Origin of the sequence: Gluconobacter sp. DsW_056 (assembly GCF_002153595.1) — a bacterium.
Classification (GTDB): domain Bacteria; phylum Pseudomonadota; class Alphaproteobacteria; order Acetobacterales; family Acetobacteraceae; genus Gluconobacter; species Gluconobacter albidus.
Genome location: NZ_JOPF01000006.1, coordinates 66,738 through 93,395 on the forward strand (window position 1 = coordinate 66,738; position 26,658 = coordinate 93,395).

25 protein-coding genes are annotated in these 26,658 nt (G+C 61.8%); 11 read left to right on the forward strand and 14 right to left on the reverse strand.

What is annotated here, in order from left to right; all coding sequences use genetic code 11:
* Positions 1-29: 29 nt before the first annotated feature.
* The 3 genes from HK22_RS05450 to ileS form a co-directional block, all read right to left on the reverse strand.
* Entirely contained in the window at positions 30-602 is a 573-nt protein-coding gene (locus HK22_RS05450) for a DUF3035 domain-containing protein (protein ID WP_062030712.1), read from the reverse strand.
* 77 nt (positions 603-679) lie between these two features.
* On the reverse strand, positions 680-1,204 hold the full coding sequence (gene lspA / locus HK22_RS05455; RefSeq protein WP_082780147.1) for a signal peptidase II: 525 nt from the start codon (positions 1,202-1,204) through the stop codon (positions 680-682).
* On the reverse strand, positions 1,204-4,062 hold the full coding sequence (gene ileS / locus HK22_RS05460; RefSeq protein ID WP_086648591.1) for an isoleucine--tRNA ligase: 2,859 nt from the start codon (positions 4,060-4,062) through the stop codon (positions 1,204-1,206). The genes lspA and ileS overlap by 1 nt, the downstream gene beginning before the upstream one ends.
* Before the next feature lie 152 nt (positions 4,063-4,214).
* Between ileS and HK22_RS05465 the strand changes: the two genes are divergently transcribed.
* The gene (locus HK22_RS05465; RefSeq protein ID WP_233142425.1) at positions 4,215-5,213 is read left to right on the forward strand and encodes a TraB/GumN family protein; all 999 of its coding nucleotides are present in this window, start codon (positions 4,215-4,217) and stop codon (positions 5,211-5,213) included.
* Positions 5,213-5,992 carry a tetratricopeptide repeat protein gene (locus tag HK22_RS05470; RefSeq protein ID WP_086648593.1) on the forward strand — a complete coding sequence of 260 codons (780 nt, stop codon included), beginning with the start codon at positions 5,213-5,215 and terminating at the stop codon, positions 5,990-5,992. The genes HK22_RS05465 and HK22_RS05470 overlap by 1 nt, the downstream gene beginning before the upstream one ends.
* On the opposite strand, the gene HK22_RS05475 is transcribed toward HK22_RS05470, so the two are convergent.
* The 8 genes from HK22_RS05475 to HK22_RS05510 all read right to left on the reverse strand — a co-directional run bounded on the left by HK22_RS05475 (position 5,986) and on the right by HK22_RS05510 (position 12,823).
* Positions 5,986-8,382, reverse strand: coding sequence for a TonB-dependent siderophore receptor (locus HK22_RS05475; RefSeq protein ID WP_086648594.1), 2,397 nt, complete (start codon positions 8,380-8,382; stop codon positions 5,986-5,988). The two genes, HK22_RS05470 and HK22_RS05475, sit on opposite strands and share 7 nt — an antisense overlap.
* 214 nt (positions 8,383-8,596) lie before the next feature.
* Positions 8,597-9,520, reverse strand: a complete 924-nt coding sequence (locus HK22_RS05480) for a bifunctional riboflavin kinase/FAD synthetase (RefSeq protein ID WP_077803712.1) — start codon at positions 9,518-9,520, stop codon at positions 8,597-8,599.
* On the reverse strand, positions 9,517-10,200 hold the full coding sequence (mtnC, locus tag HK22_RS05485; protein ID WP_086648595.1) for an acireductone synthase: 684 nt from the start codon (positions 10,198-10,200) through the stop codon (positions 9,517-9,519). The genes HK22_RS05480 and mtnC overlap by 4 nt, the downstream gene beginning before the upstream one ends.
* A gap of 9 nt (positions 10,201-10,209) precedes the next feature.
* Positions 10,210-10,755 carry an acireductone dioxygenase gene (locus HK22_RS05490; RefSeq protein ID WP_062030690.1) on the reverse strand — a complete coding sequence of 182 codons (546 nt, stop codon included), beginning with the start codon at positions 10,753-10,755 and terminating at the stop codon, positions 10,210-10,212.
* Between the two features lie 2 nt (positions 10,756-10,757).
* The gene (locus HK22_RS05495) at positions 10,758-11,384 is read right to left on the reverse strand and encodes a methylthioribulose 1-phosphate dehydratase (RefSeq protein WP_062108391.1); all 627 of its coding nucleotides are present in this window, start codon (positions 11,382-11,384) and stop codon (positions 10,758-10,760) included.
* Positions 11,384-11,638, reverse strand: coding sequence for a twin-arginine translocase TatA/TatE family subunit (locus HK22_RS05500; protein WP_062108393.1), 255 nt, complete (start codon positions 11,636-11,638; stop codon positions 11,384-11,386). Before HK22_RS05500 ends, HK22_RS05495 begins: the two co-directional genes overlap by 1 nt.
* Before the next feature lie 82 nt (positions 11,639-11,720).
* Positions 11,721-12,203, reverse strand: coding sequence for a CHAP domain-containing protein (locus tag HK22_RS05505; protein WP_062030684.1), 483 nt, complete (start codon positions 12,201-12,203; stop codon positions 11,721-11,723).
* Positions 12,204-12,208: 5 nt separating this feature from the next.
* Positions 12,209-12,823 carry a regulatory protein RecX gene (locus HK22_RS05510; protein WP_086648596.1) on the reverse strand — a complete coding sequence of 205 codons (615 nt, stop codon included), beginning with the start codon at positions 12,821-12,823 and terminating at the stop codon, positions 12,209-12,211.
* Positions 12,824-12,888: 65 nt separating this feature from the next.
* Here HK22_RS05510 and HK22_RS05515 point away from each other — a divergent pair, with 65 nt between their 5' ends.
* The 9 genes from HK22_RS05515 (at position 12,889) to HK22_RS05555 (ending at position 23,443) form a co-directional block, all read left to right on the forward strand.
* Positions 12,889-14,466 (forward strand): D-aminopeptidase, encoded by a 1,578-nt coding sequence (locus tag HK22_RS05515; RefSeq protein ID WP_086648597.1) that lies wholly within the window; start codon positions 12,889-12,891, stop codon positions 14,464-14,466.
* 168 nt (positions 14,467-14,634) lie between these two features.
* Entirely contained in the window at positions 14,635-15,831 is a 1,197-nt protein-coding gene (locus HK22_RS05520; protein WP_198945486.1) for an aspartate aminotransferase family protein, read from the forward strand.
* Positions 15,828-16,781 carry an ornithine carbamoyltransferase gene (argF, locus tag HK22_RS05525; RefSeq protein WP_233142427.1) on the forward strand — a complete coding sequence of 318 codons (954 nt, stop codon included), beginning with the start codon at positions 15,828-15,830 and terminating at the stop codon, positions 16,779-16,781. The genes HK22_RS05520 and argF overlap by 4 nt, the downstream gene beginning before the upstream one ends.
* A complete protein-coding gene (locus HK22_RS05530; protein ID WP_198945487.1) occupies positions 16,781-17,710 on the forward strand; it encodes an Hsp33 family molecular chaperone HslO in 930 nt (309 codons plus the stop codon). The genes argF and HK22_RS05530 overlap by 1 nt, the downstream gene beginning before the upstream one ends.
* Positions 17,707-18,666, forward strand: a complete 960-nt coding sequence (locus HK22_RS05535) for a hypothetical protein (RefSeq protein WP_086648600.1) — start codon at positions 17,707-17,709, stop codon at positions 18,664-18,666. The genes HK22_RS05530 and HK22_RS05535 overlap by 4 nt, the downstream gene beginning before the upstream one ends.
* Positions 18,667-18,685: 19 nt before the next feature.
* Positions 18,686-19,504, forward strand: a complete 819-nt coding sequence (locus tag HK22_RS05540; RefSeq protein WP_086648601.1) for a hypothetical protein — start codon at positions 18,686-18,688, stop codon at positions 19,502-19,504.
* Between the two features lie 143 nt (positions 19,505-19,647).
* The gene (locus HK22_RS05545) at positions 19,648-20,358 is read left to right on the forward strand and encodes a gluconate 2-dehydrogenase subunit 3 family protein (protein ID WP_086648602.1); all 711 of its coding nucleotides are present in this window, start codon (positions 19,648-19,650) and stop codon (positions 20,356-20,358) included.
* Positions 20,358-22,133 (forward strand): GMC family oxidoreductase, encoded by a 1,776-nt coding sequence (locus tag HK22_RS05550; protein ID WP_369827205.1) that lies wholly within the window; start codon positions 20,358-20,360, stop codon positions 22,131-22,133. The genes HK22_RS05545 and HK22_RS05550 overlap by 1 nt, the downstream gene beginning before the upstream one ends.
* Complete coding sequence (locus tag HK22_RS05555; protein WP_086648604.1) at positions 22,130-23,443, forward strand: cytochrome c; 1,314 nt, start codon at positions 22,130-22,132, stop codon at positions 23,441-23,443. The genes HK22_RS05550 and HK22_RS05555 overlap by 4 nt, the downstream gene beginning before the upstream one ends.
* A gap of 5 nt (positions 23,444-23,448) precedes the next feature.
* Here HK22_RS05555 and HK22_RS05560 read toward each other — a convergent pair whose 3' ends face one another.
* Genes HK22_RS05560 through HK22_RS05570 form a run of 3 tightly spaced genes read right to left on the reverse strand, consistent with a single transcriptional unit; the run spans position 23,449 to position 26,634 of the window.
* On the reverse strand, positions 23,449-24,705 hold the full coding sequence (locus HK22_RS05560; RefSeq protein WP_086648605.1) for a hypothetical protein: 1,257 nt from the start codon (positions 24,703-24,705) through the stop codon (positions 23,449-23,451).
* Positions 24,705-25,391, reverse strand: a complete 687-nt coding sequence (locus HK22_RS05565; protein ID WP_062108413.1) for a hypothetical protein — start codon at positions 25,389-25,391, stop codon at positions 24,705-24,707. The genes HK22_RS05560 and HK22_RS05565 overlap by 1 nt, the downstream gene beginning before the upstream one ends.
* A gap of 4 nt (positions 25,392-25,395) precedes the next feature.
* Positions 25,396-26,634 (reverse strand): hypothetical protein, encoded by a 1,239-nt coding sequence (locus HK22_RS05570; protein WP_077803700.1) that lies wholly within the window; start codon positions 26,632-26,634, stop codon positions 25,396-25,398.
* Between the last annotated feature and the right edge of the window lie 24 nt (positions 26,635-26,658).

Genomic DNA, 26,658 nt, shown 5'->3' on the forward strand with positions numbered 1-26,658 from the left:
CCGTCAGGGAGCGGAAGGAACGGGCATACTCAGAGAACGCCGAGGAAGGCTTTCTTCTTGCGGACCGTCGGGGTGGCGCCCGTTGCGGGGTTGCGGCCCAGAGCCGAGTTCTCGCGGATGCGACGGTTTTCGCCGTCACCATCGACGACGGACCCGGCATTGCCGCCTTTCCAGAACATCAGGTTGTCCACAAAGCCGGCATCGGCCGCGCCGAGTTCGGCATTGTTCGGCGCATTGGCGGACTTGTCCACCTGTCCGACCAGTGCGGTCTGCCCCGTGCTGCCTTTACCGGAGTCCGGATGCAGGGCCGTGTCCGGCGAGAGCGTTTCGAGCGCCTGCATGCGCGGGCTTTCGTCCGGGCGATGGGCATCCGCCGCGCCGGGGAGCTGCATCTGCTCGGAAGGCGGCATGGAGAGCGGCGCGCGGGTTGTAACGGTGTACTCGTCGGGCATGGCCCGTTCGAGACCGATCGCGCGGGAGACATCGGCGCCCGAGCAGCCCGAAAGCAGCAGGCCGACGGAAGCCATGGCACCCATCTGGACACTGAGACGGGCAACGAAAAGACGGTTACGACGCATGGAGGGCCCCTGGGACGCGATCATGATTGGAACACTCCTACAGTTCACACGGCGCGGGAGCAAGGCCGGACCGGGACGTGGAAACAAGTTCCGCCAGCGTATCACTTCGTGTTCGAAGCTCTGGCGGCCTGACGTTCGGCGAGAAGGGAGTCGATCAGCCAGACGGCCACACCGCAGACGATCCCGGAATCCGCGACGTTGAAGACATACCATGACCAGCCGAACGCATGGGCGTGCAGAAAATCCACGACCGCGCCATAGCGCAAACGGTCAATGACATTGCCGATGGCACCCCCGGCGATCGCGCCACACGACGCCGCCACCAGCGTGCGCTTCGTGCGCGTCAGCGTCCAGACCAGAAGCCCCACCGCGATCAGCGAGACAGCGCAGAAGATCCAGGGCCCCCGGCTGCCGAGGCCGCCGAACATGCCGAAGGTCACGGCATGGTTCCAGACCATCGTGAAATTCAGGAACGGCAGGATCTCGACCGAGCCGCGATCCGGCAGATGATAGGCATACAGGATCCAGTCCTTGCTGGCCTGATCCAGAACGAGAACCAGAAGCAGCAGAACGAAGCCCAGAACCATGCGCCCCGTGCGGCTCATACCGTCATGCCACAGGGACATCAGGCGCTCACCACGTCGATGCAGCGGCGGCACAGGGCAGGATGTTCGGCATTTTCGCCAACTTCCGGCAGGACTTTCCAGCAGCGGGCGCATTTATGGCCCGGCGCACGCTCGACCTGCGGGCCGCCATGGGCCGTGTCGCCCGGCAGCAGCTCGGTTTCGGCATGGGACGTGATGAGAAGTTCGGCCCAGTCGAGCCCCCCCAGAATTCCGGCTTCTTCCTGCGACAGCGGCAGCGTGACGCTGGCTTCGAGCGAGGAGCCGATCGTGCCGTCACGACGGGCCGTTTCCAGCTCGGTCGTGACAAGGCGGCGATAGGCGCGGATGTCTTCCCAGCGGTTGCCGAGTTCGGGGTCGTTCCATTCGACGTCCGGCTCGAAGAACTGCGCAAGATGCACGCTGTCGTTCTCGCCGAAACGGGCCTGCCAGGCTTCTTCCGCCGTGAAGACGAGAACAGGGGCCAGCCAGGTGCAGAGCGCGCGGTGCAGGACGTCCAGAACCGTGCGGGCCGCGCGGCGCGTCGGATCGGATTTGGCGTCGCAGTAGATCGCGTCCTTGCGGATGTCGAAATAGAACGCCGAGAGGTCGGTGGTGCAGAACCCGTGCAGCGCCGGATACACACCCACCCACTGATGCGTTTCGACCGCGCTGGAGATCAGGCCGCGTAGTTCCGAAAGGCGGTGCAGGATATACTGCTCCAGCGGCGGCAGATCGGCATAAGACACGGCTTCTTCAGGCGTGAAGCCATCAAGCGCGCCGAGGAGCCAGCGCAGCGTGTTGCGCAGGCGGCGGTAGAGCTCGCCCTGCTGCTTGAGGATTTCCTGCCCGATGCGAAGGTCTTCGTTCGTGTCGGAGTTCAGGACCCACAGACGCAGAATATCCGCGCCGAGACTGTCCGTCACGTCAGACGGGGCCACGACATTGCCCAGCGACTTGGACATCTTGCGGCCCTGCTCGTCCATGACGAAGCCGTTGGTCACGAGCGCCTTGTAGGGCGCAACGCCCATCGTGCCCACGCTTTCCAGCAGGGAGGACTGGAACCAGCCGCGATGCTGATCCGAGCCTTCAAGGTAGACATCGGCGGGGAAGTTCAGCCCCTCCTGCCCCAGATCGAAGCGATGGGACGAGCCGCTTTCAAACCAGACATCCACGATGTCGAAGACCTGTTCGTAATCGGCGGCATTGCGGTCGGCGCTAAGGAACACGGCCGGGTCGGCTTCATACCAGACATCAGCCCCCTTCTCCCGGAAGGCCTCGACGATGCGCTGCATGACGGCGGCATCACGCAGGACCTCGCCGGTGCGCTTCTCAACGAAGACCGCGATCGGCACGCCCCAGGCGCGCTGGCGGGAGATGCACCAGTCGGGGCGCTGTTCGATCATCGACGTGAGACGGCGACGGGCCGCTTCGGGGACGAAGGTGACGTTATCCAGCGCACTGAGGGATTTTTCGCGCAGCTTCGTCTCGCCATCCATCGCGATGAACCACTGCGGCGTCGCGCGGAAAATGATCGGGGCTCTGGAGCGCCAGGAATGCGGGTAGGAATGGCGGACCGAGCCGCGGGCCATAAGGCCGGTGGCGGGTGCGTCGTCATGTTCGGCGGACTGGCGGGCTTCCGTCAGCAGGTCGCAGACCGGATCGGCGGCCTTGAAGACGTGAATGCCAGCCAGATGCGGAACCCACGGCGCGTAACGACCGTCGTCTTCCACCAGTTCGGGGACTTCGATGCCGTACTGGCGGCAGAGTGCAAAGTCGTCCTGACCGTGCGACGGCGCCATGTGGACAAGGCCCGTACCGGCATCGGTCGTGACGAACTCGCCCGGCAGCATCGGCACGTCATATTCATACCCACGGCCACGCAGCGGATGGGCGCAGACCGCGCCTTCGAGGCCATTGCCCGGCAGGGTGTAGAGAATGTGATAGGCCGTGATGCCGGCATCCGCGGAGAACGCTTCCACGCGGTCTTCAGCCACCAACAGTTTCGCTCCCTGCGGAACGACACTGTTCTCGTTCGTCTCGTCAACGCGCAGAACCACGTAGGTGATGTCCGGACCGTAAGCGAGCGCGCGGTTGGCGGGGATGGTCCAGGGCGTGGTCGTCCAGATGACGGCCGAGACGCCACTCAGGGCGTGGGCGGGCGTCGGGTCCTTGATGACCGGGAAGGCCACGAAGATCGTGGTGGAGTCGATATCGTGGTATTCGATCTCGGCTTCGGCCAGGGCGGTCTTCTCGACCGGGCTCCACATGACTGGGCGCAGGCCGCGATAGAGGCTGCCATTGAGCAGGAACTTGCCGATTTCATCGACGATCTTGGCTTCGGAGCTGAAGTCCATCGTCACATAGCGGTTGGCCCATTCGGCCTGTACGCCGATGCGCTTGAAGTCTTCAGCCTGTTTCTGGACCCATTCGGCAGCGTACTGGCGGCACTCGGCGCGGAACTGGAGCAGCGGCACCTGGTCCTTGTCCTTGCCGGCCTTGCGATACTGCTCCTCGATCCGCCATTCGATCGGCAGGCCATGACAGTCCCAGCCCGGAAGATAACGGACCTCGTAACCCGACATGCGATGGGCGCGGTTGACCACGTCCTTCATCACCTTGTTCAGGGCGTGTCCGATATGAATGTGACCGTTGGCGTAGGGGGGGCCGTCGTGAAGCGTGAAGACGGGACGTCCCTTCCCGGCTTCGCGGATCCGGTCGTCCAGCCCCATCGCAGCCCAGCGGGCGAGCGTCTCGGGCTCGCGCTTGGGCAGGCCGCCACGCATCGGAAAGCCGGTGCGGGGAAGGAACACGGTATCGCGGTAGCGGTCCTGCTGTTCCTTGAATGCGGCGACGGAAGGATCGGGAGTCTTATCGGACATGGGGGACGGGCCAGTTTCGGTCATTCACATTAAGGGGGACCATATGGAGATCGGGAGCCAATCCGGTCAAGTCCAGGGTTGAGGGCGGCAGCAATGCAGGGCCGCCTCAAAGCGGGTTGCCGGGACAGCGGGACTGGCAGATGATGGGGGATATGGCGCTTTTTTCAGAAGGCAGATCCGTGCGGGCACATCGTCTTTTCCAGTCTGTTGCAGGGCTTGTCTTCGGTTTCTACGCGGGAGCCGGGATTGTGGCACAGGCACAAGCCCCGCGCTGTCCAACGGCGGCGAGCGTGCCGGACAAGTCCCGGATGGCGCAGATGTTCCAGACAGCGCCGGACCGGGGTTTTTTGTGGAAAGTGACGAAGGACGGCCATTCGTCGTGGCTGTACGGGACGCTGCATGTCGCGAAGCAGGACTGGCTGATGCCCGGTCCGCTGACACGCTCTGCGATCCTGCACAGCAGTAAGGTCGCGCTGGAGCTTGATCTGAACGCCCCCGATACTGCGACCATCCTGCGCCAACCCGAAGATGCGGCGCGCTGGGCGCATCTCGTGCAGTCCGGACGCAAAGCGAAGGTGGATGCCCTCATGGATCAGCAATGCGTGCCGAGTGTAGCATTCGCGCATGTAGCCGTTGGCGTGGAGGCCGCTGGCGTCGAATCCCTGGCCTCACGCGGGGACGGCTATTATCCGGATTATGCCGTCGATGCCGTGCTGCAGGGCATGGCCGGGAGCCTGAAGAAGCCTCTGATCGGGCTGGAGACGGTGCAGATGCAGCGTGACCTTTTGATTGGGCCGGATGCGGCGGATGAGGATGGGTTCATCGATGACATCATCAGGGGCGTATCGTCTGGCAAAACCCAGACTGAAAACCGGCGGCTTGCGGAGATGTGGGCCTCGAGTGACGTGAAACGGCTGGATGCGTACCACGACTGGTGTGACTGCCTGAACACTGCGCAGGAACGGCGCTTCATGTCGCGCCTTCTGGACGATCGGAATGTTGGAATGGCTGCAAAAATTGCAAAGATCCATGAAAGCGGAACCTCGCTGTTCGTGGCGGTGGGCTCCCTTCATATGGCGGGGCCGAAAGGACTGCCCGCCCTCCTGCATCAGGACGGCTTCACGGTCGAACAGATCGTGCCGGCACTCTGATGAAGCGGATCGTTCGGAAATTTCTGGGCCGCAAAGCCCGCCCCCGTCGTCCCGAGGCCCCTGTCCTGCCGCCGCAGATCGAAGAGATCCGGCAGGGGGCGCTGAAGGGGCAGCACCTTCAGATCGTGCAGTGGGGGCAGGTGCTGCTGGACAGTGTGCATGTTCCGCGCGATCCGGCGGGGGCGCTGGACTGGTTCACGATCGCGGCCAGTGCCGGGTTCGGGCCGGGGCACAACATGCGCGGCCGGTGTTTCCAGTTCGGCTGGGGCTGCGAGAAGGATCTGCAACAGGCGGCGCAATGTTATGCCGCCGCTGCCGCTGCGGGCGACGAATGGGGCCGGTACAATCTGGGCATCCTGACCATGCGCGGGATTGGCATGGACGCGGATCTGCCGCGGGCGCTGGATCTGTTCCGCACGGCCGCTGGTCACGGTCATGCAAAATCCATGAACCTCTATGCGCGCTTTCTGGAAGAAGGCTGGGTCGTGCCGCAGGACCGGGCGGCAGCGCTGGACTGGTACCGGAAATCGGCCGAGGGCGGCGATTACCGGGGGCAGCACAATTATGCGACGGCGCTCGTGGATGCCGGAAAAACTGAAGAGGCGCTGGGTTGGTGGCGTCAGGCGGTTGTGGATGCGACGTCCGACATCCTGCTGGCGATGGACCAGAAGCTTACGACGTTGGGGCCGAAAGGCGATGCGGACCTGCTGGAGCGGGTCCGCGCGCGCCTGAAAGAGATGGGAATTTCTCCTTCAGGCGAAGCTGTTTCGGCTCAGTAATTCGCCGAAAGGTTGAAGAGGAAGGACCGTCCGACAGCCGGAGTGGCGCGATCGCTGAACAGGTTGCTGTAATTCAGGCGGTTGTCGAGGTTGTAGCCGTTCATGGCCACGCGCCAGTGCTTGCCGAAATTATGGGAAATCACGGCATCCCACTCCACGGTCGCGGGCACATACCCTGTATTGGTGGCATTCAGATAAACGCCGTCACGCCAGGTCAGGCCTCCGCCAAACGTGACGTTCCACGGGCGGTTCGGCGCGATCGTATAGGTGGACCAGATCGTAGCCGAGTTCTTCGGAGCATACTGGATGCGCTTGCCGACATCGGCGGCCGTCAGGGACGAGACGGTCGTGGCGTCGTAATAGGCGTAGGTGCCGATCATGGTCCAGTTCTTCAGGATCTCACCCGACACACTGAGTTCGACGCCCTGATTGCGCTGGCGATCGCTGGAAGACGACACATCGCCCGTTGAAGGATCGGTCATGAGGGCGTTGCCCTTTTCCAGACGGAAAACGGAGGCCGTAAAGCCCATGCGGCCATGGAAGGCGTTATACTTCGCTCCCAGTTCGTACAGACTGCTGCGCTCGGGGCTGAAGCCCTGCGTGGAGGATTTCAGGGGTTCGGAGCTGTTCGTCACATACAGGCCCAGCGGCGTGGTGGACTGCGCCCAGTTGAAATAGACCATGAGATCGCTGGTCGGCGTGTACATCAGGCTGACGGTCGGATTGAATGTGTCCTGCTGCTGCCCGTAGGCCACGCCTGCGCCGATCGTGCCGCCATTGGCCGAATAGTGACTGTCCCAGTGGTCCCAGCGGAAACCGCCACGGATCGAGAATTCCGGCAGAAGCCAGATCTGTTCAGAGAAGAACGCGCCCACATCGGTGGCATCACCCGTTTTGTAGAGCGCACGGCCAACGCCGGGGATGCTGACGAGGGTACCGCTATACTGGCCCAGTGTGCCGAGCAGCAGTCCGGGCTGTGTGGCGGAGGGATGGAGCAGGCTTGTGGTATCGGTTCGCGTGCCGTTCTGGCCATTGAAATTATAGGCGTAATTGGTGCGCCGGTCATAGATATGCGCGACATCGACGCCGGCGATGATCTGGTGCCGGATGCTGCCCGTGGAGAATTTCGCAACGCCCGAGAAGACGTTCTGTACGGACCAGTCATCCTGCTGATAGGGCTCGGGACCGCCCAGATGACCGCGCCGGTTGACGGTCGCCGCCTGGGGGTTGTTGAAATAATTGGCCACGCAGGTCGTATCGCAGCCGGGCTGTGAGGAAGAGAAGTACCGGCTGTACATGCCGCCGCGCAGGTCGTCATACAGAGTGATATGCCTGTTCAGGTCGAATTTCAGGCGGCCTGTCAGCATGTCCACGTTCGAAGCATCCTGATCGTAGCTCGTGCCGTACCAGTTGTTGCGGTTCAGGCCGTATTCCGTCAGGGGCTTTGCAATGGTCGTGCCCGGCTTGGTCACGACCGGCACACCATAATCCGGCACGCGGTTGTCGGTCTGGTGGAAATATTCCAGCGTAAACGTCGTGCGCTTGCCCAGACCGAATGCGATCGACGGCGCGATGCCCCAGCGATGCGAATAGACGTTGTCGCGGCCGACCGTGTTGTTCTCGTTACCCATGCCAGTGATGCGGATGGCCGTGGAATCCCCGATCTGTTTATTGAAATCGAGCGTGCCGCGATAATAATCAGCGGAGCCTCCCGAGAAGCTGCCGCCATAGCTGTCGCCGAGATGGGCGACCTTGGTGGTGATGTTGATGGCGCCGCCCGTCGTGCCATTGCCGAAGACTTCGGAAGACGGTCCCTTGATGACCGAGACATGGTCATAATCGAAGCTGTCGCGGGTATAGACGCCGAAATCGCGCAGGCCGTTCTCGTAAATGTCGTTCTGGGCCTGAAAACCGCGGATGAGGAACTGGTCGCCCGCCATGCCGCCCTCACCCTCGCCGACGGAGGCTGTAATGCCCGGCACGTTGCGCAGGGCTTCGTCGAGGGATTTGACGTTCTGCTGCTGCATCAGAAGCTGGGGGACGATGTTGATCGTCTGCGGGGTATGCAGCGCATCTTCCGGCATCCGGCTCAGACCCATGGTCTCGTGCAGGATGTTCATGGGGAAACCGACGACCTGGAGGTGCTCCTCTTCCTCGGGGGCGGCGCTGATGCTGTTATCCGCCGTTTTCGGAACAGGCGTCACACTCTTCGGGGACAGAGGCCGCGTTTCCTGCGGGTGCAGGGCATTATTCTTGGGGAGGGTCTGACGACGGGCCTTGTGATGGTGCCGGACATCAGTCTGCTGGGCATGGGCTGCGGTACAGACGAGCGTCAGGCCGGCAGCCAGAGAGAGCGAGCCCAGAGGCGGGCGAGGTGTTCTGGACGACATCGGATCATGATCCTGCAAACGAAAACTGATGCTGCCCTTAAAGATTTATTGAGAATTATTCTCAATACCGATTCCGTAAAAATGCGAAGGATTCTCATTCTCTCTTCAAAGACGTGGCAGAAACGACACACAATGTCATACTGCACAAAAAAAACCCTCCCCCGAAAACGGGGAAGGGTGATGGTCCGGCGGGATTCAGAAGACTGGGAAAAGTTCAGTCAGCCAGAATGGAGCGGGCCTGTGCGGCATCGGCAGCAATCTGGGCCTTGAGTTCGTCCAGACCGGAGAATTTCTTTTCCTCACGCAGCAGCGCGATCAGCGCAACGCTGAGGGTCTGGCCGTACAGGTCTTCGTTGAAGTCGAAGAGATGGACTTCAAGGCGGCTTTCCCGGCCGTCATTGATCGTGGGACGACGGCCGATATTGGCGACACCGGGGATCACCCGGCCATCGGGCAGTGTAACGCGGGCGGCATAGACGCCGCGCGCGGGTTCGAGATGCTGGGTCAGGGGAATATTGGCCGTCGGGAAGCCGAGAAGACGCCCGCGCTGGTCTCCGTGCATGACGGGGCCGGTGATGCTCCAGAGACGGCCCAGTTCCTCGGCTGCGCGCTCAGGATAGCCTTCCTGCAACAGGCGACGGATGCGGCTGGAGGAAATCGGGCCCCCGTCATCGACAAGCTGGGGCACGATGGTCAGACCAATTCCATGAGGCACGAGAAGAGCTTCAAGACGGTCGATATTGCCGTGACGACGGTGGCCGAATGCGAAATCCGCACCACAGGCCACATGCGCCACACCGAGACCCTTCACGAGAACATCGTTCACGAACCGGTCGGCGCTCAGACGGGAGAATTCCGCATCGAACGGGATCTGGAAGACGTGTTCAACGCCCTGGCTGCCGAGGGCTGCGGCGCGGACATCCGGCAGCATCAGGCGGAACGGCGGGTCCTGCGGGCGGAACAGTGTTCGGGGGTGCGGGTCGAACGTGACAACCGAGAGCGGATGATCGGGCCGCGCCATCCGCAATGTTTCGAGGAGATGCACATGGCCGCGATGTACGCCGTCGAAATTGCCAAGCGCTGCCACCGTATTGCGGGCGGAGGCAGGGATATGGCGCCAGTCCGTGTGCAGGATCATGCGACGGGCAGGCCAAACTGGCTGGAAACGGCGTTCAGGTCGGGAGCCTGCGCGACACCCGGATGCGGAATGGTGCCGTCCCGCTCGCGGACGAGCTGACAGACGCTCATCCCTGCGCTCTGGGCGGCATCCAGCTCTGCGCCGATATCGGACAGGAACAGGATTTCGTCTGCGGGAAGGCCGACGGCGGCGGTGATCTTTTCATAGGAGGCCGCGTCTTTTTTCCCGCCGGTCGAAAGATCGAAGAAGTCTTCGAACAGGGGCGTCAGATCGCCTTGTGCCGTATGGCCGTAGAGCAGTTTCTGCGACGGGATGGAGCCGGATGAGTAGACGGCCAGACGCAGGCCGCCTTTCGACCAGGCCTTCAGGGCGGGTGGCACATCCGGATACAGGTCGGCCTGAAGGGTGCCGTCCTCGAAACCCTGACGCCAGGTCAGGCCCTGAAGCGTCTTGAGAGGGGCTGCCTTCACATCCGCTTTCATCCAGTCCTGACAGACTGTCAGCGGGTCCTGTCCCGGATATTCCACGGCGATATCCGCCCGCGCCGCCACGACCGTCGGGTTCGTGTGGTCCTGCATCAGGGCCGGAAGGGCTTTCGCGGCATAGGGGAACATGACGTCCCGCACGAAAGAGATCGGCAGGGTTGTGCCCTCGATATCAAGCAGGACGAGACGGATCATGGGGGACTTTCAGGGAACTTCAGCGGGGAAGCGGTTGGCGATGTCATCGCCGGTATATTGCGCGATCCAGCCGGTCGTGTCGGTGAAGACGCGCAGGGCCACCACGTCCGGCTTCGGCCCGGCGTCGAACCAGTGCGGGATGCCTGCAGGAACGGAGATCAGGTCCCCTTGGGTGCATAAAACGGAATAGACGCGCCCGCGGATATGCAGGACGAACGCGCCCTGCCCATGCACGAAGAAGCGGACTTCGTCTTCGCTGTGGGTGTGTTCGGACAGAAACTTTTTCCGGAGTTCCGGGAGGTTCGGCGTGGACGCGTTGATCCGCACCACGTCCGCGCTGCCCGCGCCCGTCTCGCCCATCAGCGTGTCCAGATAGGGGCGGTAGGCCTCCAGAACCTCTTCCGCCGGGGCGTCCGGCGCCGGTGTGACGGGAGCCGACCAGCGGTCAAAGCGGATATTGTGGGGACGCAGGGTCTCCGCAATCTCGCCGGGCGTGGTGACGTCCAGCAGGATCGTGTCGGGAGCATCATCGCGGTAAACGGTCAGGCGGCTCATGGTCAGGCCTTCTTCTGCAGACGGGCGAGTTCGCAGGCCAGCAGGAACTCAAGTCCTTCGAGGCGGGCCAGGGCCGTAAACATGTCCTTGCCCCAGACATAGACGCCGTGGCCGCGAATCAGATAGCCGAGGCGCATGTCCGCGAGCTTTGGCGCAACAACCGTGGCCAGCCGGGCGATGTCCTGATCGTTGTGAAACAGGGGCAGTTCCAGGCTCGTGTCATGGGTCGTCTGGCCTTCGAAGACCTTGAGGACTTCATAGCCCGCCAGCGTGATCGCGTCGGACGGTTCATCCATGGAGAGGATGGTCGCGGCGACGGAATGGCCATGCAGAACGGCGCCGATCGCGGGGTCATGGGCGTAAAGCTGCGTGTGCAGAAGCGTTTCCGCACTCGCGCGATTGGCGGGATCGACCGGCACGCCGTCCGGCGTGATCTCGATGACGTCGCTGTCCGTCAGAAAGCCTTTGTGGCCGCCGGAGCGGGTAATGGCGATCCGGCCATCCGGCAGGCGACATGACAGGTTGCCCGCCGTTGCCGGAACCCAGCCGCGCTGGTCCATCCGCTGGCCGGCCTGCACGATCTGGCGGCTGGCATTGCCCCAGCTTTCATCAACCTTGAGGTTCTGCATCAGACCTGATTGCGGTGTGTTTCGCTGTTGGTCGTCTGGCTATAGCCAGGGTTCTGGTTCGGCGGCGAAATATGACCCGGAGCCTGCGGGGCGTCCGTCGCGGTCATGGATTCATCGTCGGCCATGTTCTTCTTGAAGGACTTGATGCCCTTCGCAAAGTCTCCCATCAGGCCGCTGATCTTGCCGCCGCCGCCAAACACGACGAGCAGGACGACCGCCAGAATCAGCCAGTGAACGGGGCTCATGCTACCCATAGTGTATTACTCCGAAAAGCGAGGGCATCCACCCGAGGCCTCATCATGTGGCAAGGCTTGAACGATTGTGCAAGCATTCCTCTCAGGAAGCGTCGTCACTGTCATGCGATGAAATGAAGCCGTAGGTCGGATAAGCGCGCTTTCCCAGACCATGAACAGGCGCCCACCAGACCCGCACCAGCGTCCAGTCATTGCGGGCGGACACATCCGTCACGGGTACGGCGTGGTCGATGCGGCCGGGCTCCCAGTTGGCATGATCGACGAGGATCGTGCGGTCTGAAACCTGTCGGCGTACGATGGACACATGGCCGCTGGGAACACGGGACGTGGCGCGGAAAACCAGCACTTCTCCGGGACGAGGCATATGGGTATGGGCATAGCGTCCGCTGGACTGTCCCCACCATGAGGCCGCACTGCCGCTCAGTTTCAGCCCGGTGCGTTCGCGGGCATAGGGCGCGCATTGCAGCGGGCCGTTGAAGCTGGCACGGCTGTATTCGTAGTGGTTGCCACAGGCCGCGAGGAGCGCAAGCAGGCCGAGCGGCAGGCAGCGGAGAATGCGGGCCATCACTGTCACAGACTTCGAAAGGCGATGATGCGGTCTTCCGCCTCATCGGGGTCCATGTCGAGCACGCTCTGCGCGACATCACGGGAAAAACCGTTACGGGCGAAAACACCCATAGCCTTGAGAGGATCTTCTTCCTCCCGGTCGGGTCTCTGGAACGGGCCGAGGCGGCGTTTGCGGGCCAGAACGAGGGCAGCAGCAAGTTCCGCCTCCTGCGCACCGCTATCCGAACGCTCACCCAGCGACTCGTTGAGGGCTTCACGGGTCGTATCCTGATCGACGCCCTTGTTGGCGAGATGGGCCTCCACGGCGCGGCGGGAGCGACCGGTCCGGGTCAGGCTGAGGGCGCGGTTACGGGCATAACCGGCGTCGTCCACGGCGCCCAGATCGGTCATGGACGCGACGATCCCGTCAATGGCGGGGCGCAGGGCGGCGATGGCGGATTCGATGTCTTCGTTGGGCAGACCGGCGTGCGACGCACGCACGCCCCAGCGGCGCAGACGACGGTCCAGTACCTGACGCAGACCCTGTTCGGTCGTGGCGAAGCGGGCGAGATGCGCCAAGGCGGCCTCACGCAGGGATGCGGCATCAGGAACGGGGGGTGGGGCGGGATTGTCCTCCATGATGGGACAATTATGCCGGGTGAAAGGCATTTACGGCAAGCCGGTCTGGAGCCATCATTCCCTCCATGAGCGATTCACTTTTTTCCCGTGTTGAAGCGGCCGTCTCCGCCCTCCCTGCCCGTTTTCCCGGTCCCGGCGGGGCTGTGGCCGTTCTGAAGGACGGCGAGGTTCTGGTCCGGCATGGCTGGGGCTATGCGAATGTGGAGCGCCGCATTCCGTTTACGCCGTCCACGCTGTTTCGCATGTGCTCCATCACCAAGCAGTTCACCTGCGCCACACTGCTCGATCTGTATGACGATCCGTCGGAACTGGACGCGGATGTGGATGCGCGGCTGCCGCAGCTCGACGAGCCTTCGCCGGGCCTGCTGCATCTCGCGCATAACCAGTCTGGCCTGCGGGATTACTGGGCCGTAGCGATGCTGCATGGCGCGCCCATCGAAGGGGATTTCGGAGACCGCGAGGCCCGGCGTGTCATTGAGGGCACGCGGACGCTCCAGTTTCAGCCCGGCACGTCCTATTCCTATGTAAACCAGAATTTCCGGCTGATTTCCGACATTCTTCAGGACCGGACGGAACGCAGCTTTGCCGAACTGCTCCAGACATCCATTTTCAATCCGGTGGGCATGGAACGCGCCATTCTGGCCGCCGATACGCGTGCCATGCCGGATGGGACAGTCGGCTATGAAGGAACCGTGGAGAGCGGCTTCCGTCCGGCGGCCAACAATGTCATCTGGACGGGAGATGCCGGGCTTGGGGCGTCTCTGGAAGACATGATCGCCTGGGAGCGGTTCATTGATTCCACACGTGAAGCGCCGGACAGTCTTTACCGGCGTCTGACCGCGCCCGTGACGTTCAGCGACGGTCAGGCCGCGCCTTATGGATTCGGCCTGCAACGCAGCACGATGTTCGGACGGGATGTGACGATGCATGGCGGCGCGTTGCGGGGCTGGCGCTCCCATCGACTGCACGTCGCGTCCGAGCGTCTGTCAGTCGTGGTGATGTTCAATCACATGAGCGCGGCACAGGTTGCGGCGGCGCAGATTCTGGCAGCGGCTCTGGGTGTTCCCTATGAGCCGGACCGCAGCACGCAGCCTCCGACTGCGCTGTATGGGACCTATCTGGAACGGGAGACGGGACTGTCGGCCCGAATCGAACCTGCACCCGGTGGAGCAACGCTGCGCTGTTTGATGGTGCCGGAGGCTCTGGAAGGGATTTCGGCAACGCGGGCCGAAGCGGGATCGGTCGTCGTGAAGACGCAGGAGACTGCGGAGGGGCCAGAAGTCGTGGTGGAACGTCCGGGAGAAAACCGGACGAGCCTCCTCATGCGCTGTGACGAGACGCCCGGCGAGGATATTGCCGAACTGGCGGGCGTCTATCGCTGCGAGGAACTGGACGAGGCCGAAGTGACCATCACACTGGCGGGCGGCGTGGTTTATGGCGGTTTTTCGGGAATCCTGGGCGATGGACGGATGGAAATGCTCCAACGTCTGGCAAAGGATGTGTGGGTTCTGCCCTGCCCGCGCGCACTCGATCACACGGCTCCCGGAGACTGGACCCTGGCGTTCGAGCGGCAGGGCGGCAGCGTGACGGCAGTGCGGGTCGGGTGCTGGCTGGCGCGGGATCTGCTGTATCAGCGGGTCTGATCTGCCGGGTTGACCGCCACATTCCGGCACGCCGGGGTTTGACGGAACCCCGTTCTGCCCTTCACTATGCACGGGCGGAATTTGAAGCCCTGCTCCGGGCAACCGGAGCAGGGTTTTGCGATTCCGCATAAACCGTTTCGTTCTCAACCAGATATTCAGAGATCCATCATGATCCCCGCGCTGATGCCGAATTACAAACGTGCCGACCTCGCTTTCGAGCAGGGCGAAGGCGTCTGGCTGACGGCGACGAACGGGCGACGATATCTGGATTTCGGGGCCGGCATTGCCGTGACTTCGCTGGGACATGCCCATCCGAAACTGGTTAAAACCATTGCGGAACAGGCCGCGAAGGTCATGCATGTCTCGAACCTGTACCGGGTTCCGCAGGCGGAGGCGCTGGCGGAACTGCTGGTGCAGAACACGTTCGCGGATTCCGTGCTGTTCTGCAATTCGGGCGCCGAGGCCAATGAAGGCATGGTCAAGATGATCCGCCGCGCCCAGTTCGAGAACGGGCATCCGGAGCGGACCAGCATCCTGTGCTTTGACGGGGCCTTCCACGGCCGGACGCTCGCCATGATCTCGGCGACGGGCAATCCAGCCTATCAGAAGGGCTTTGGCCCTGTGGTGGAAGGGTTCGACCATGCGCCGTTCAACAACACCAACACACTGCGTGAAGCCATTACGCCGCACACGGCGGGCATCATCGTCGAGCCCGTTCAGGGCGAGAGCGGTATCAAGCCTGCGACCCGCGAGTTCATGGAAGGGCTGCGCGCCGTCTGTGACGAATACGGGCTGTATCTGGGTTTTGATGAAGTCCAGACCGGTGTGGGCCGGACGGGCAAGCTGTTCGCACATGAATGGTATGGCATCCGCCCAGACGTGATTTCCGTAGCGAAGGGCATTGGTGGCGGCTTCCCGCTTGGCGCCGTTCTTGCGACGGAAGAGCTGGCGCGACACCTGACACCGGGCTCCCACGGGACGACCTTTGGCGGCAATCCGCTGGCCTGTGCGGCCGGTGTGACCGTTCTGGAAGAAATCCTGAGCCCCGGCTTTCTGGAGCATGTCCGTACGGTTGGAGATGCGTTCGGGAAGATGCTGGAAGACGTTGTCAGCCGCTCGGAAGGCGTTTTCGACAATGTGCGTGGTCTTGGGCTGATGCGCGGCCTGCACTGCGTGCCGCCTGTGGGCGACGTCATGCAGGCGGTTCTGGATCAGGGCCTTCTGACCGTGGGCGCTGGAGACAATGTGCTGCGTCTTGTTCCGCCGCTGGTCGTGACGGAAGCCGAGTGCCGTGAAGCCTGCGAGCGGCTCGTGAAGGCCGCCCTGTCTCTGAAAGCCTCTGTCACGCAGGAGAAAGCATCGTGAGCACGACAGCAGCGACTCTGACTCCGAGACATTTTCTTGATCTGCGCGATTTCAGCCCCGAAATCATCCGGCAGATCATCGACCTTTCCGCGAAGGTCAAGGCCATGCAGAACGGGCGCCGTCAGCCCCTGCATCCGGATCGCCCGCTGGAAGGCCGTACCCTCGGCCTGATCCTCGCCCAGCCTTCGACGCGCACCCGCGTGTCGTTCGAGGTCGGGATGGGGCAGCTTGGCGGGTCCGTTTCAGTCCTTTCGCCGGGCGACATGCAGCTTGGCCGTGGCGAGACGGTGGCCGACACCGCCCGCGTCCTGTCGCGCTTTCTGGACGTGATCGTGCTGCGGACCGGGAATGACGCCAATCTGCGCGAACTGGCGAAATGGAGCTCGGTTCCGGTCATCAACGGCCTGACGCCCGTCTCCCATCCGATCCAGATTCTGGCGGATGTCCTGACGTTCGAGGAACATCGCGGGCCGATCCGCGGCAAGACGCTGGCCTGGATCGGGGATGGCAACAACGTCGCGACATCCCTGATGGAGGGCGCGGCCCTTCTCGGCTTCAATGTCCGCCTGGCAACGCCGGAAGGGTTCGCGCCCAACCCTGACGCCGTGGCGTGGGCACGCACCCATGGTGCTACGATCGAGGTTTTCCGCGACCCTGCGGAAGCCGTCGCGGGCGCGGATGCCGTGCTGACGGATACCTGGGTCAGCATGGGCGACAAGGACCGCGAAACGCGCCTCAAGGTGTTCCAGCCCTATCAGGTCGATACGGCGCTGATGGCAAAAGCTGCGCCCGATGCCCTGTTCCTGCACTGCCTGCCTGCCCATATCGGAGAGGAAGTGACGCCGGAGGTCTTTGAAGGCCAGGCGTCCGTTGTCTTCGATGAGGCGGAAAACCGCCTGCACACGCAGAAGGGCCTGCTGCTCTGGGCTCTTGGGAAAGAAAACGGTTGATGGATACACCACCCTTCCTCGACACGAACCGGCCTGACGTTCCGAACATGGTCGTCTCGGGCGGCGTTACGCCCTTTTATCTGGAACGCTCCCCGGTGCGGGGACGTCTGGTGCGGCTTGGGCCTCTGGCAGATGCCATCCTGTCGCGGCATGACAATCCCGATGGGGTTTCGCAGCTTGGGGGAGAGGCGCTGGCCCTCGTGGCGGCCATGGTGTCGGCCCTGAAGTTCAAGGGGGCCTTTTCCCTCCAGATCAAGGGCGACGGTCCGGTTTCAATGCTGGTGACGGATGCCACAGACAGTGGGGATCTGCGGTTCTTCGCACGTCTGCGCGAGGATGCGGACCGGGATGCCCTCCCTGAGACGGCCAAGGGCCTTCTGGGGGACGGCTACATGGCGTTCACCATTGACCAGGGGCCGGACATGGACCGGCATCAGGGCATCGTGGATCTGACCGGCACGACGCTGGCGGACATGGCCGTGAACTATTTCCAGACCAGCGAGCAGCATGACTGCTGGATCCGGCTGTTCTGTGCGAAATCGGCGGATGGATGGAAGGCCGGGGCGCTTGTTCTGGAGCGGATCGCGGCAGAAGGCGGGATCGAGGCGTCCGAACAGGATGAGGACGCTTGGGAAACTGCCTGTACGCTGGCCGCGACAGTGACGGAGCAGGAAATCCTTGACCCGGACCTGTCCAACGAGCGCCTGATCCAGCGGCTTTTCGGCACGCTGGACGTCCGCGTCGGAACGCCGCGCGCCCTGGCTTATGGCTGCCGGTGCAACCGGGCGAGGCTGGCCTCCGTTCTTGAGACATTCCCGGAAGACGACCTCGACCACATGGTCGAAAATGGTGCCATCACGATGAACTGTGAATTCTGCAATGTGGGTTTCCGCTTCACGCGCGGGGAACTTGGAGAACGGACTGCATGATGATCCCCCTGCTTGATGGCGTGAAGCTCGATGGCTTTCCGGTCGAGCAGCTTTATCCCGGCTGGAGCGCAAGCAGCCGGGAGATCGTGGCGGATGATTTCAGCGTGGTGGTTTTCACGGAAGACGCCACCGGGAAGCAGGCCTGCTGGTGGCTTGAAGGAGGCGAGTACCGCGCAAGCCATGTCCTGTCGCTCGAAGCGTCCGTCCGGCGGCGTCTTCTGATGGCGATGGATCCGGTGTTCTGGCCGCTGGCGACGGGGGTGCTGGGCGCTCCGCTTCCTCCGCAGGCCGGTCCGTCATGCGACACCCTGCCTGAAATCACCGTCAATGAACTTTCCGGCTCCTGGCTTGGAGGGTTTGCGCCGCATACGCTTCTTCTGCCGTCGGGCCATGCCGATAGCGGTGAAGCACTGCCCTGCCCGAACGGGCGGCAGATCGGCGAAAACCGGATCACGGCCCTGCTGGCAGCCCAGCGCGGGCAGGGTCCGCTGATCGTCTCGTCTCCCTTCACGGCGCTGCCGCTTCTGGCCCAGATCACCTTTCGGGTGGGGGCGTTCAGCGTAAGCCGCTTTCAGGACGCCGATACGGTTTTTTACCTGATCTGGAACGAAACGCTTCCGGCCCTGCGCCCGTCTTTTTACTATCCTGACGCTCCGATGCTGATCAGTGACGATCCCGCAGCGGCGATGATTCCGGCGCTCATTCTGGGCTGGTATGCCCGTCATCCCGAACATGTGTCCCTGATCCGGGACGCCCGTCCGTTCAGAGCGGAAGATTTCGGCGTCGGGCAGGCTTTTGGTCTTCGTCCCAGTGTTCCGGGCGAAACGCCACCACCGCCTTCTCCCAAGGCCGCGCCATCTTTTACGATACCACAGCCGCCAACGTCCCCTTCTCACCCCCCAGCATCTGGACAGAGACTGAAAAGCCGGATCAAGTCCCTTTTCAATCGTCGGTAACGCCTTCAGGAGACAGGATATGCGCATATGTTACTGGACCGGTCTGGGGAGCCTGATGCTGTCTCTGGGCATGGCCGCCTGCTCGGACGGGACTGCGGACGAGACATTCCCCCCGACCGATTACAGCTATCTTCCTCAGATCCATCTGAACGTGGCCTCGATTGACGTTCAGGACGAAGCGCCCACCGCACCGGATTCTCTGTCGGCCAAAGCGCCCATCGCGCCGGATCAGGCGCTCAAAAACATGGCCGGACAGCGTCTGGTCGCAAGCGGAACCTCGGGCAAGGCGGACTTCATCATCAAGCAGGCCTATCTGAACCGCGCGGGCGACAACGCGGTGACGGGCGCCCTGGATGTACAGTTGAACGTGTCGGATGCCAGCAACCAGCATACCGGATTTGTTCATGCCCGCATCACGCGCAAGCTGGACGCCGGCGACCGCGATCCGACATCCCGCAGGAAACTCTATACCCTCACAAACCAGATGATGCAGGACATGAATGTGGAACTGGAATTCCAGATCCGCAAGAAGCTCCTGTCCTGGATGACGGATGCTGCGGGAACGCCCATCGTCAACGGGGGCGTACAGCAGCAGACACTCGGAGTTCCGGGCGCTGAGCCAGCGGCTGCACCCACCACGCCCGCGCTGGCTGCACCGGACACCGTCTCTCCTGCTCCCCCAAAAACCGCACCCCCTGTTGCGACTTCAAATGCGCCAGACGCCATTTTTCCGACAGGGACCGAGACCGACACGGCAGCCACACCCACCACCGTTCAGCGCTCGCCCCAGCCCGGAACCCTGCAACTTCCTTCAACAGGCAGTTCAGCAACCCACTAAAATCATCCAGAGGATTCAGATCTCTCGTCATGTTGTGATGAGGGATTGTCTGGCGGCTTTCGTCTGTTTTCGTTAGAAAACGGGTTTGTAAATCACCCGTTTCCAGATCTTCTGTGCCCCTGGTTCTATCCCCGGAGAAAGCTGTGCCCCCCATGGAACCGACACTGAACAATCCATTCCGCCGCAGTGTCGTAAAAGGACTTCTGGGAACCACGTCATTCTGGATGACTTCAGGAAACGCCCGGTGGGCCGAAGCTCTGGCTGCTGAAGCGGCCCAGCCCTATCGTCCGGTTTTTTTCGATGCTGCGGAATACCAGTTTCTCGAATCCGCCTGCGAACGTCTGTTCCCCGCTGACCATAACGGCCCGGGCGCAAAGGCTCTCGGTGTTGCGGAATTCCTGGACCGGCAGATGCAGACCCCATACGCACGGGGTGAGAACTGGTACATGTCCGGCCCGTTCGAACAGGGCCCAGCCAATCTGGGCTACCAGCTTCCTTTTGTACCCAAGGACCTGTATCGCAAGGGGATTGCAGGCGTGGAGCATTACGCCCGCCAGCAATACGGGAAGGGATTTGCCGCTCTGTCCGCCATGCAGCAGGACGAAATCCTGACAGCCCTGGAAGGTGGCTCCGTACAGCTTGGCGACATTCCGGGACGAGTCTTTTTCGAACAGCTTCGGACCAACACGCTTGAAGGGGCTTTTGCCGACCCGCTTTACGGTGGCAATCGCGGCCTTGGAGGCTGGGTCATGATGGGCTTTCCCGGCGCACGGGCGGACTTCATGGACTGGGTCAATCAGGAAGGGGCGTCCTATCCCATTGGTCCGGTCTCTATTTCCGGGGAGACTGCCTGATGGTCAAACATGTCGATGCGATCATTGTAGGAGCAGGCTGGGCCGGCTCGATCATGGCCAAGGAACTGACCGAAGCCGGTCTGTCGGTCGTCATGCTTGAGCGGGGGCCGGAAAGAACGACTCCCGTTGAAGGGGCCTATCCGGAATCCATTGATGAACTACGCGGAGCCATCCGCAAGCGGCTTTTTCAGAACCTGTCCCAGTCGACCGTGACGATCCGCAATACCATGGACCAGACGGCCCTGCCGTACCGGCAGCTCGCAGCCTTCCTGCCCGGCGAAGGCGTCGGCGGTGCGGGTTTGCACTGGTCTGGCGTTCATTTCCGCGTTGCCCCGGAAGACCTGAGGCTCCGAAGTGCCGTGATCGAACGGTATGGAGAAAAATTCATTCCCGAAGGCATGAATCTTCAGGATTATGGCGTCACCTATGACGAGCTGGAACCTTTTTTCGACAAAGCGGAAAAGGTCTTCGGCACTTCGGGAGAAGCTTACAGGGTCCAGGGAAAAATCGTTGGAGACGGGAATGTTTTTTCTCCGGATCGTTCCGATAATTTCCCACTCCCTGCGATGAAGGATACTTTCTCAGCATCGGTTTTCCGGGATGCCGCGAAAAATGCCGGATATCATCCTTACGCGCTTCCTGCGGCCAATGCGTCGCGTCAGTATACCAATACTTACGGCTGCCAGATGGGGCCGTGCAATTTCTGCGGTTATTGCAGCGGGTATGACTGCTACCTGTATTCAAAAGCCTCACCCAACGTGAACATCCTTCCTGTCCTGCGGCAGGATCCAGGATTTTCCCTTATCGCGGATGCCCATGTTCTGCGCGTCGATCTCGACAGCACGAAAACAAAAGCGACCGGCGTCACTTATCTGGACACGAAAACCCGGAAAGAAATCTCGCTCTCGGCGGATCTGGTTATTCTGGGAGCGTTCCAGTTCAACAATGTGCATCTGATGCTGGTCTCGGGCATCGGAAAACCCTACGATCCGGTCAGCAATACCGGAACGGTCGGACGCAATTTCGTCTACCAGACGATCACGTCCTCACGCGTCTGGCTACCACCTTCGACCTATACCAACCAGTTCGTAGGGGCGGGGGGCGCCGGGGTTGCCATTGATGATTTCAACAGCATGAATTTCGATCACGGGCCGCTCGGTTTTGTGGGGGGATCGCCTGTCTGGGTCAATCAGGCGGGTGTGAAACCGATTGCCGCCGCACTCGGCGCCGGAGGGGGAGGCACGCCACGCTGGGGCTCCGCCTACAAGGACTCCCTCGTCAATACTTACAAACATTCGCTCGGTATCGACGCCCATGGCAGCAACATGGCGTATCGGGATGTCTATCTGGATCTCGATCCAACATGGAAAGACGCTTACGGACAGCCGCTGCTCCGCATGACCTTCACATGGAAGGACAACGACATCCGCATGAACCAGTATGTCGTGAGCAAGATCGAACCCATTGCCCGCGCCATGGGGGCGACGAAAATGAATCTGGTTCATCTCAACGCGGGTCAGCCCTTCGACACACGCACCTATCAGACCACACATCTGGGAGGCGGTGCCATCATGGGAGATAACCCCCAGACCAGCGCGATCAACCGCTACCTTCAGAGCTGGGATGTGTCCAACGTCTTTGTCATCGGATCGAATGCGTTTCCGCAGGGCATGGGATACAACCCGACAGGAATGGTAGCTGCGCTCGCATACTGGGCCGCACACCACATTCGTGCGACCTATCTCAAATCCCCTGGTCCGATGGTGAAAGCATGAAGTGGCGCCTGTTTATCGCCTGCCTTCTCGGAGCCGGGCTTACGGGATCTGCCACCGCGCAGGATGCTGACAAAGCCACTGCAGAAAAAGGACGCTATCTTGCGGCGGCCTCCGATTGTGCAGCCTGCCATTCCGTTCACGGGAAACCGGAATATTCCGGAGGGGTATCTTTTTCCCTCCCTATGGGGAAAATCTACTCCACCAACATCACCCCGGATCCCGAACACGGGATCGGACGCTATACGGAAGCACAGTTTGGCCGCGCCGTACGGGAAGGCATCCGGCGTGATGGCTCAACCCTTTATCCCGCCATGCCTTTTCCCTCTTATGCCCGTATGACAGACAGCGATATCCACGCACTGTTTGTCTATTTCAGAAAAGGCGTTCCAGCAGCTTCCGTTCCTACGCCGGACAACGAGATTCCATGGCCGCTCTCCATGCGCTGGCCGCTGACGGTCTGGCGCTGGGTTTTTGCCCCCACGCCTCACACGGCCATACCCCGGACCGCCGGAGAATTCACCGATCCCCAGCTTGCGCGGGGCGCCTATCTCGTGGAAGGGCCTGCCCATTGCGGAGCCTGTCATTCTCCACGCGCCATCACGATGCAGGAAAAAGCCCTGACGGCCGATGGTGGCAGTCTTTATCTGTCTGGTGGGGCCGTAGTGGATGGCTGGACTCCGCCCTCCCTTCGGCAGGAAAACCGGACCGGACTGGGCCGCTGGCGCGAAGAGGACATCGTGGCGTTCCTCAAGACCGGCCGCGCCGAGACCGGAAGCGTCTTCGGTTCCATGACGTCTGCCGTGCTGCATGGCACACAGAAACTGACGGATGAGGATCTGCGGGCTATCGCGCATTACCTCAAAAGCCTTCAGGCTGCCGACCAGTCCCAGACACCGTGGAACTATGACCCCACCATTACGGACCAGCTTCACAAAGCGAATCTGTCATCACGGGGAGCACGGGTCTATATTGACCGTTGCGCAGCCTGCCATCGTACGGACGGCAAGGGATATCCTGCGGTTTTCCCCCCACTGGCGGGCAATCCCGTCGTGATGCAGAGCGACCCGGTGTCGCTCGTTCATATCGTTCAGGAAGGCGCGACCCTCCCCGCCATGATGGCCGCTCCATCCTCCATCGCGATGCCTGCGTTCAACCACAAGCTGACCGATCAGCAGATCGCCGATGTCGTGACATTCATCCGCAAGGCATGGGGAAACAATGCTTCTCCTGTTTCGGCGGACGACGTGAAACAGTTCAGCAAAAGCATGCCACCCTCCGATATGGCGGATGACACACCTGCGCTGAACTGAACCTGTCAGGGCAGGAAACGATACAGGACACAGCCCTGATATCCCGTGCCACCACTGGACGATGCACCGTCGGTCGTCGCTGAATAGGAGCCTCCGCCACCCGCACCATACCGGGTGGCATTGCGCCCCCCCTGATTTCCGCAGCGCCCTGCGCCGCCCCATGGGCCATCTCCTCCATAGCCGGAGAACGTGTAGGCGTTGCACTGCCCGTCACCACCCGACGTTCCGCTCTGATTCCAGACGGTGCCGCCCGATGCGTTTCCGCCAACTCCACCCGCAGAGCCCGTGGTGGAATAGAACGTGCCGCCCTGTCCGCCTTCAGCCTGCAGCAATGTCTGCCCCAGATAGCTGACAAGAGACGTGCCACCTGTCTGTTCGGATCCACCGCCGCTTCCGACCGTAATCGCAAGTCCGTTGCCCTGCGTCGGACTAACGGTATAAATGCCCCAGGCATCACCGCCGCCACCGCCGCCAGCACCGGAAAAAGAACTGGCGGTCGTCGTCGCCTGCGAAGCCGCCCCCCCGCCGCCGGCACCGATAACGCGCAGTTCCACTCTGGACGCCCAGGCCGGAATGGAAACCGAGCCATTTCCGGTCACAAGTGTCATGGGCTCGGTCGACGCCTTCAGCAGGGCCTGTGTCGCCAGCTCCGGAATGGTCGGCCAGAAAACCTGACCCGGCTGAACCGTCACACCCGCCAGCGTGGACGCTCCCTGCGGTACCGTAATCGTATAAAGTGCCACGACACACCCGCCTGCTGGCGGAACGGGAGGGTTGGTCGCAGCGACCAGGGTCATGGTGCCCGTCCGGCGCACAGGGAGCGTACCACCATCGTTCTGGAGACCGGCCTGTGTCTGGGAGGGATTGCTGGCATTGAAGAACGGAAGCACCGTCGGATCAGCATCCTGCTCGGAGCAGAGGGCATAAATCGTATAGGTATTGCCTGAGCCGGGAAGCGTGATGGTCTGCGACGCCGCGCTGATATACTGGCATGTAAGAGCCGTCGCATCTGCTGCCAGACCGCCACCATTGCCACCAATGGCAGAAGCATCCATGACGCCGGGAGCCAGAACAGAACCCGCATCAATCGTCAGGTTCAGACTGCTGGAAGATGCCGAATACCCCAGACCGGACGCCGCCATGATATTGGGTCCATAAAGCATCGAAGCCAGATTGCCGAACGCTGCTTTGGTATACCGCCCGGCCCGCAGAAGATCCGTATCGAGCGGGATTGATCCCGCATAAACGATTGCCCGATCCATTAATTTTTCACCTTGATCCAGCCGGTAACGCCCATGGCTGCCGTCTGATCGACGACACGGCAGACTGTTGCCAGATCTGCGGCTTTTCCCAACTGTGTTTCCACAAAAAACTGGCCTCCCTGAAGGCTGCCATAACGCAGGGCCTCCGCACCATAACCGTATCCTCCACCCATGGCAGGAGCTGAAGCGCAGGCGAGTGCATGGCAGTCGGACGCATTCAGAGTTTCGATAATAACCGGCTGCACGCCTGTCGCCGCGACAAGTGCGTCCGTTACGGCCTGACGGGTGTTGCGTTCGGCAAACAGAGAGGCCCGGATGCGTTTGCGATACATGACATCTGGCTCGGAAGACTGACGGACCAGTCCGCCGTCACCGAAATAATCCTCGGCCGCCATATCCAGAAAGGCGCCACTCATCGTCGCAAGACGCATCTGCAGGGAACATTCCTGCATCAACTGCCAGATACCGGACAGAACCGCGCCAAAACCGCGCAGAATCGCCGCCAGTACCGGCGCGGATTCTACTTCCAGACCTTGAGGCGCCGGCGGAAACCACCCTGTCGGCAAAAGACGCCGGAACCGCCCCGCAAAATCCTCTACCGACCCAGGGGCTGGCCCCGTATCCAGCAGGACGCTGCCATCAGAAGCCCGAAGGATATCCTGGTCTTCATCGTAGAGAACCGCCATCCCATCATCCCCCGACCTGGTCTGGAGACATCAGCGGAATACGATAATCTGCCCCATTGATGTTGATATGCAGGAATCCCCCATTGGCAACCGTCGGCACCGTCCCCCCTGTCCCCGTCACCGGAGACGTAATCTGCAACTCCCCGCCACTTGCAGGGAACAGCCCCAGATTTCCGGATCCTCCCGTTCCTTCCTGCACATACAGACCCGCGGCCTGTGTCCCGGCGCCTGCCTGAACCTGAAGCGCATTGGTCGGGCTGGGCATGCTGGCAACCGAGAACAGCGTTTCACCTTCAATATTGCCAAACAGGATCCCGTTATCCGTAAATTCCTGACGCATGCCGTTGGTACGTTCCGTCACTGTAGAGCGGACAAACGCACCGACATTGGCCCCGGCCACGCCGGAAACGGTTTCAGGTGTATGCCATTCCACAGCCTGGTTGCGCGCAAGGGAAACGGCCGAGGCGTATCCGGAATCCTTGCCGTCCGTTCCGGTCAGGGACTGGGCACCAAAGACGATGCCCGCCTGCCATGAATTCGGATTGGAAACGAACACCATACCCGCCGCAGCATCGGAAGTACCCGACGTCTGGCCACCGCCCGCACCAAGCTGGATACCGTACACACCACCGCCAACATTCGGCGCATAAGGCGTCGACTGTCCCACCGCGAGGCCACCAAAATTGACAGCCTCAAGCTCCATTCCGAAAGTCGGCTGGTAATCCACTCCGGCCAGACGCCAGGCTTCGCCATAATAGGCATAAGCCGTGGTGGTTGTCGGATTGGACGTGTCATCGGAAATTCCCCATGACGCCACCCCGATGGAGCTCGGCTGGAAGCCCAGCAACGACTTGCCATTTACGGCATCGGAGGTACGAGACCCTGCGACAAACGCACTGTTGCCAAACTGGGCAAGCGACGCACACTGGGCATCCTGCAACGCCCAGGGCCCAATCGACGTTGCCCCCATGGTCTCTGAAAGCCAGTCATCCTGCGACGAACTGGCCCTGTCGCTCAGAGTTGGATTATCCGCCGCCACGCCAACCAGAAGCCGGTCCGCAAACCGTTTTACCTGTGCTCCCTTGTCGGAATAGAACTGACCGCTGGCCGTGACACTGACAGGCGCCTCGATAATCTGGGAGACGGTCGCCGTAACGGTTCGCGTGCCGCTGGAATCAGCCAGAACTATAACTTCTTCCCCCGTCAGGGAGTCGAGTTTGGGATATGTATTAAATACAGCCATAAGAAGTCCTCATCCGCCCAAATA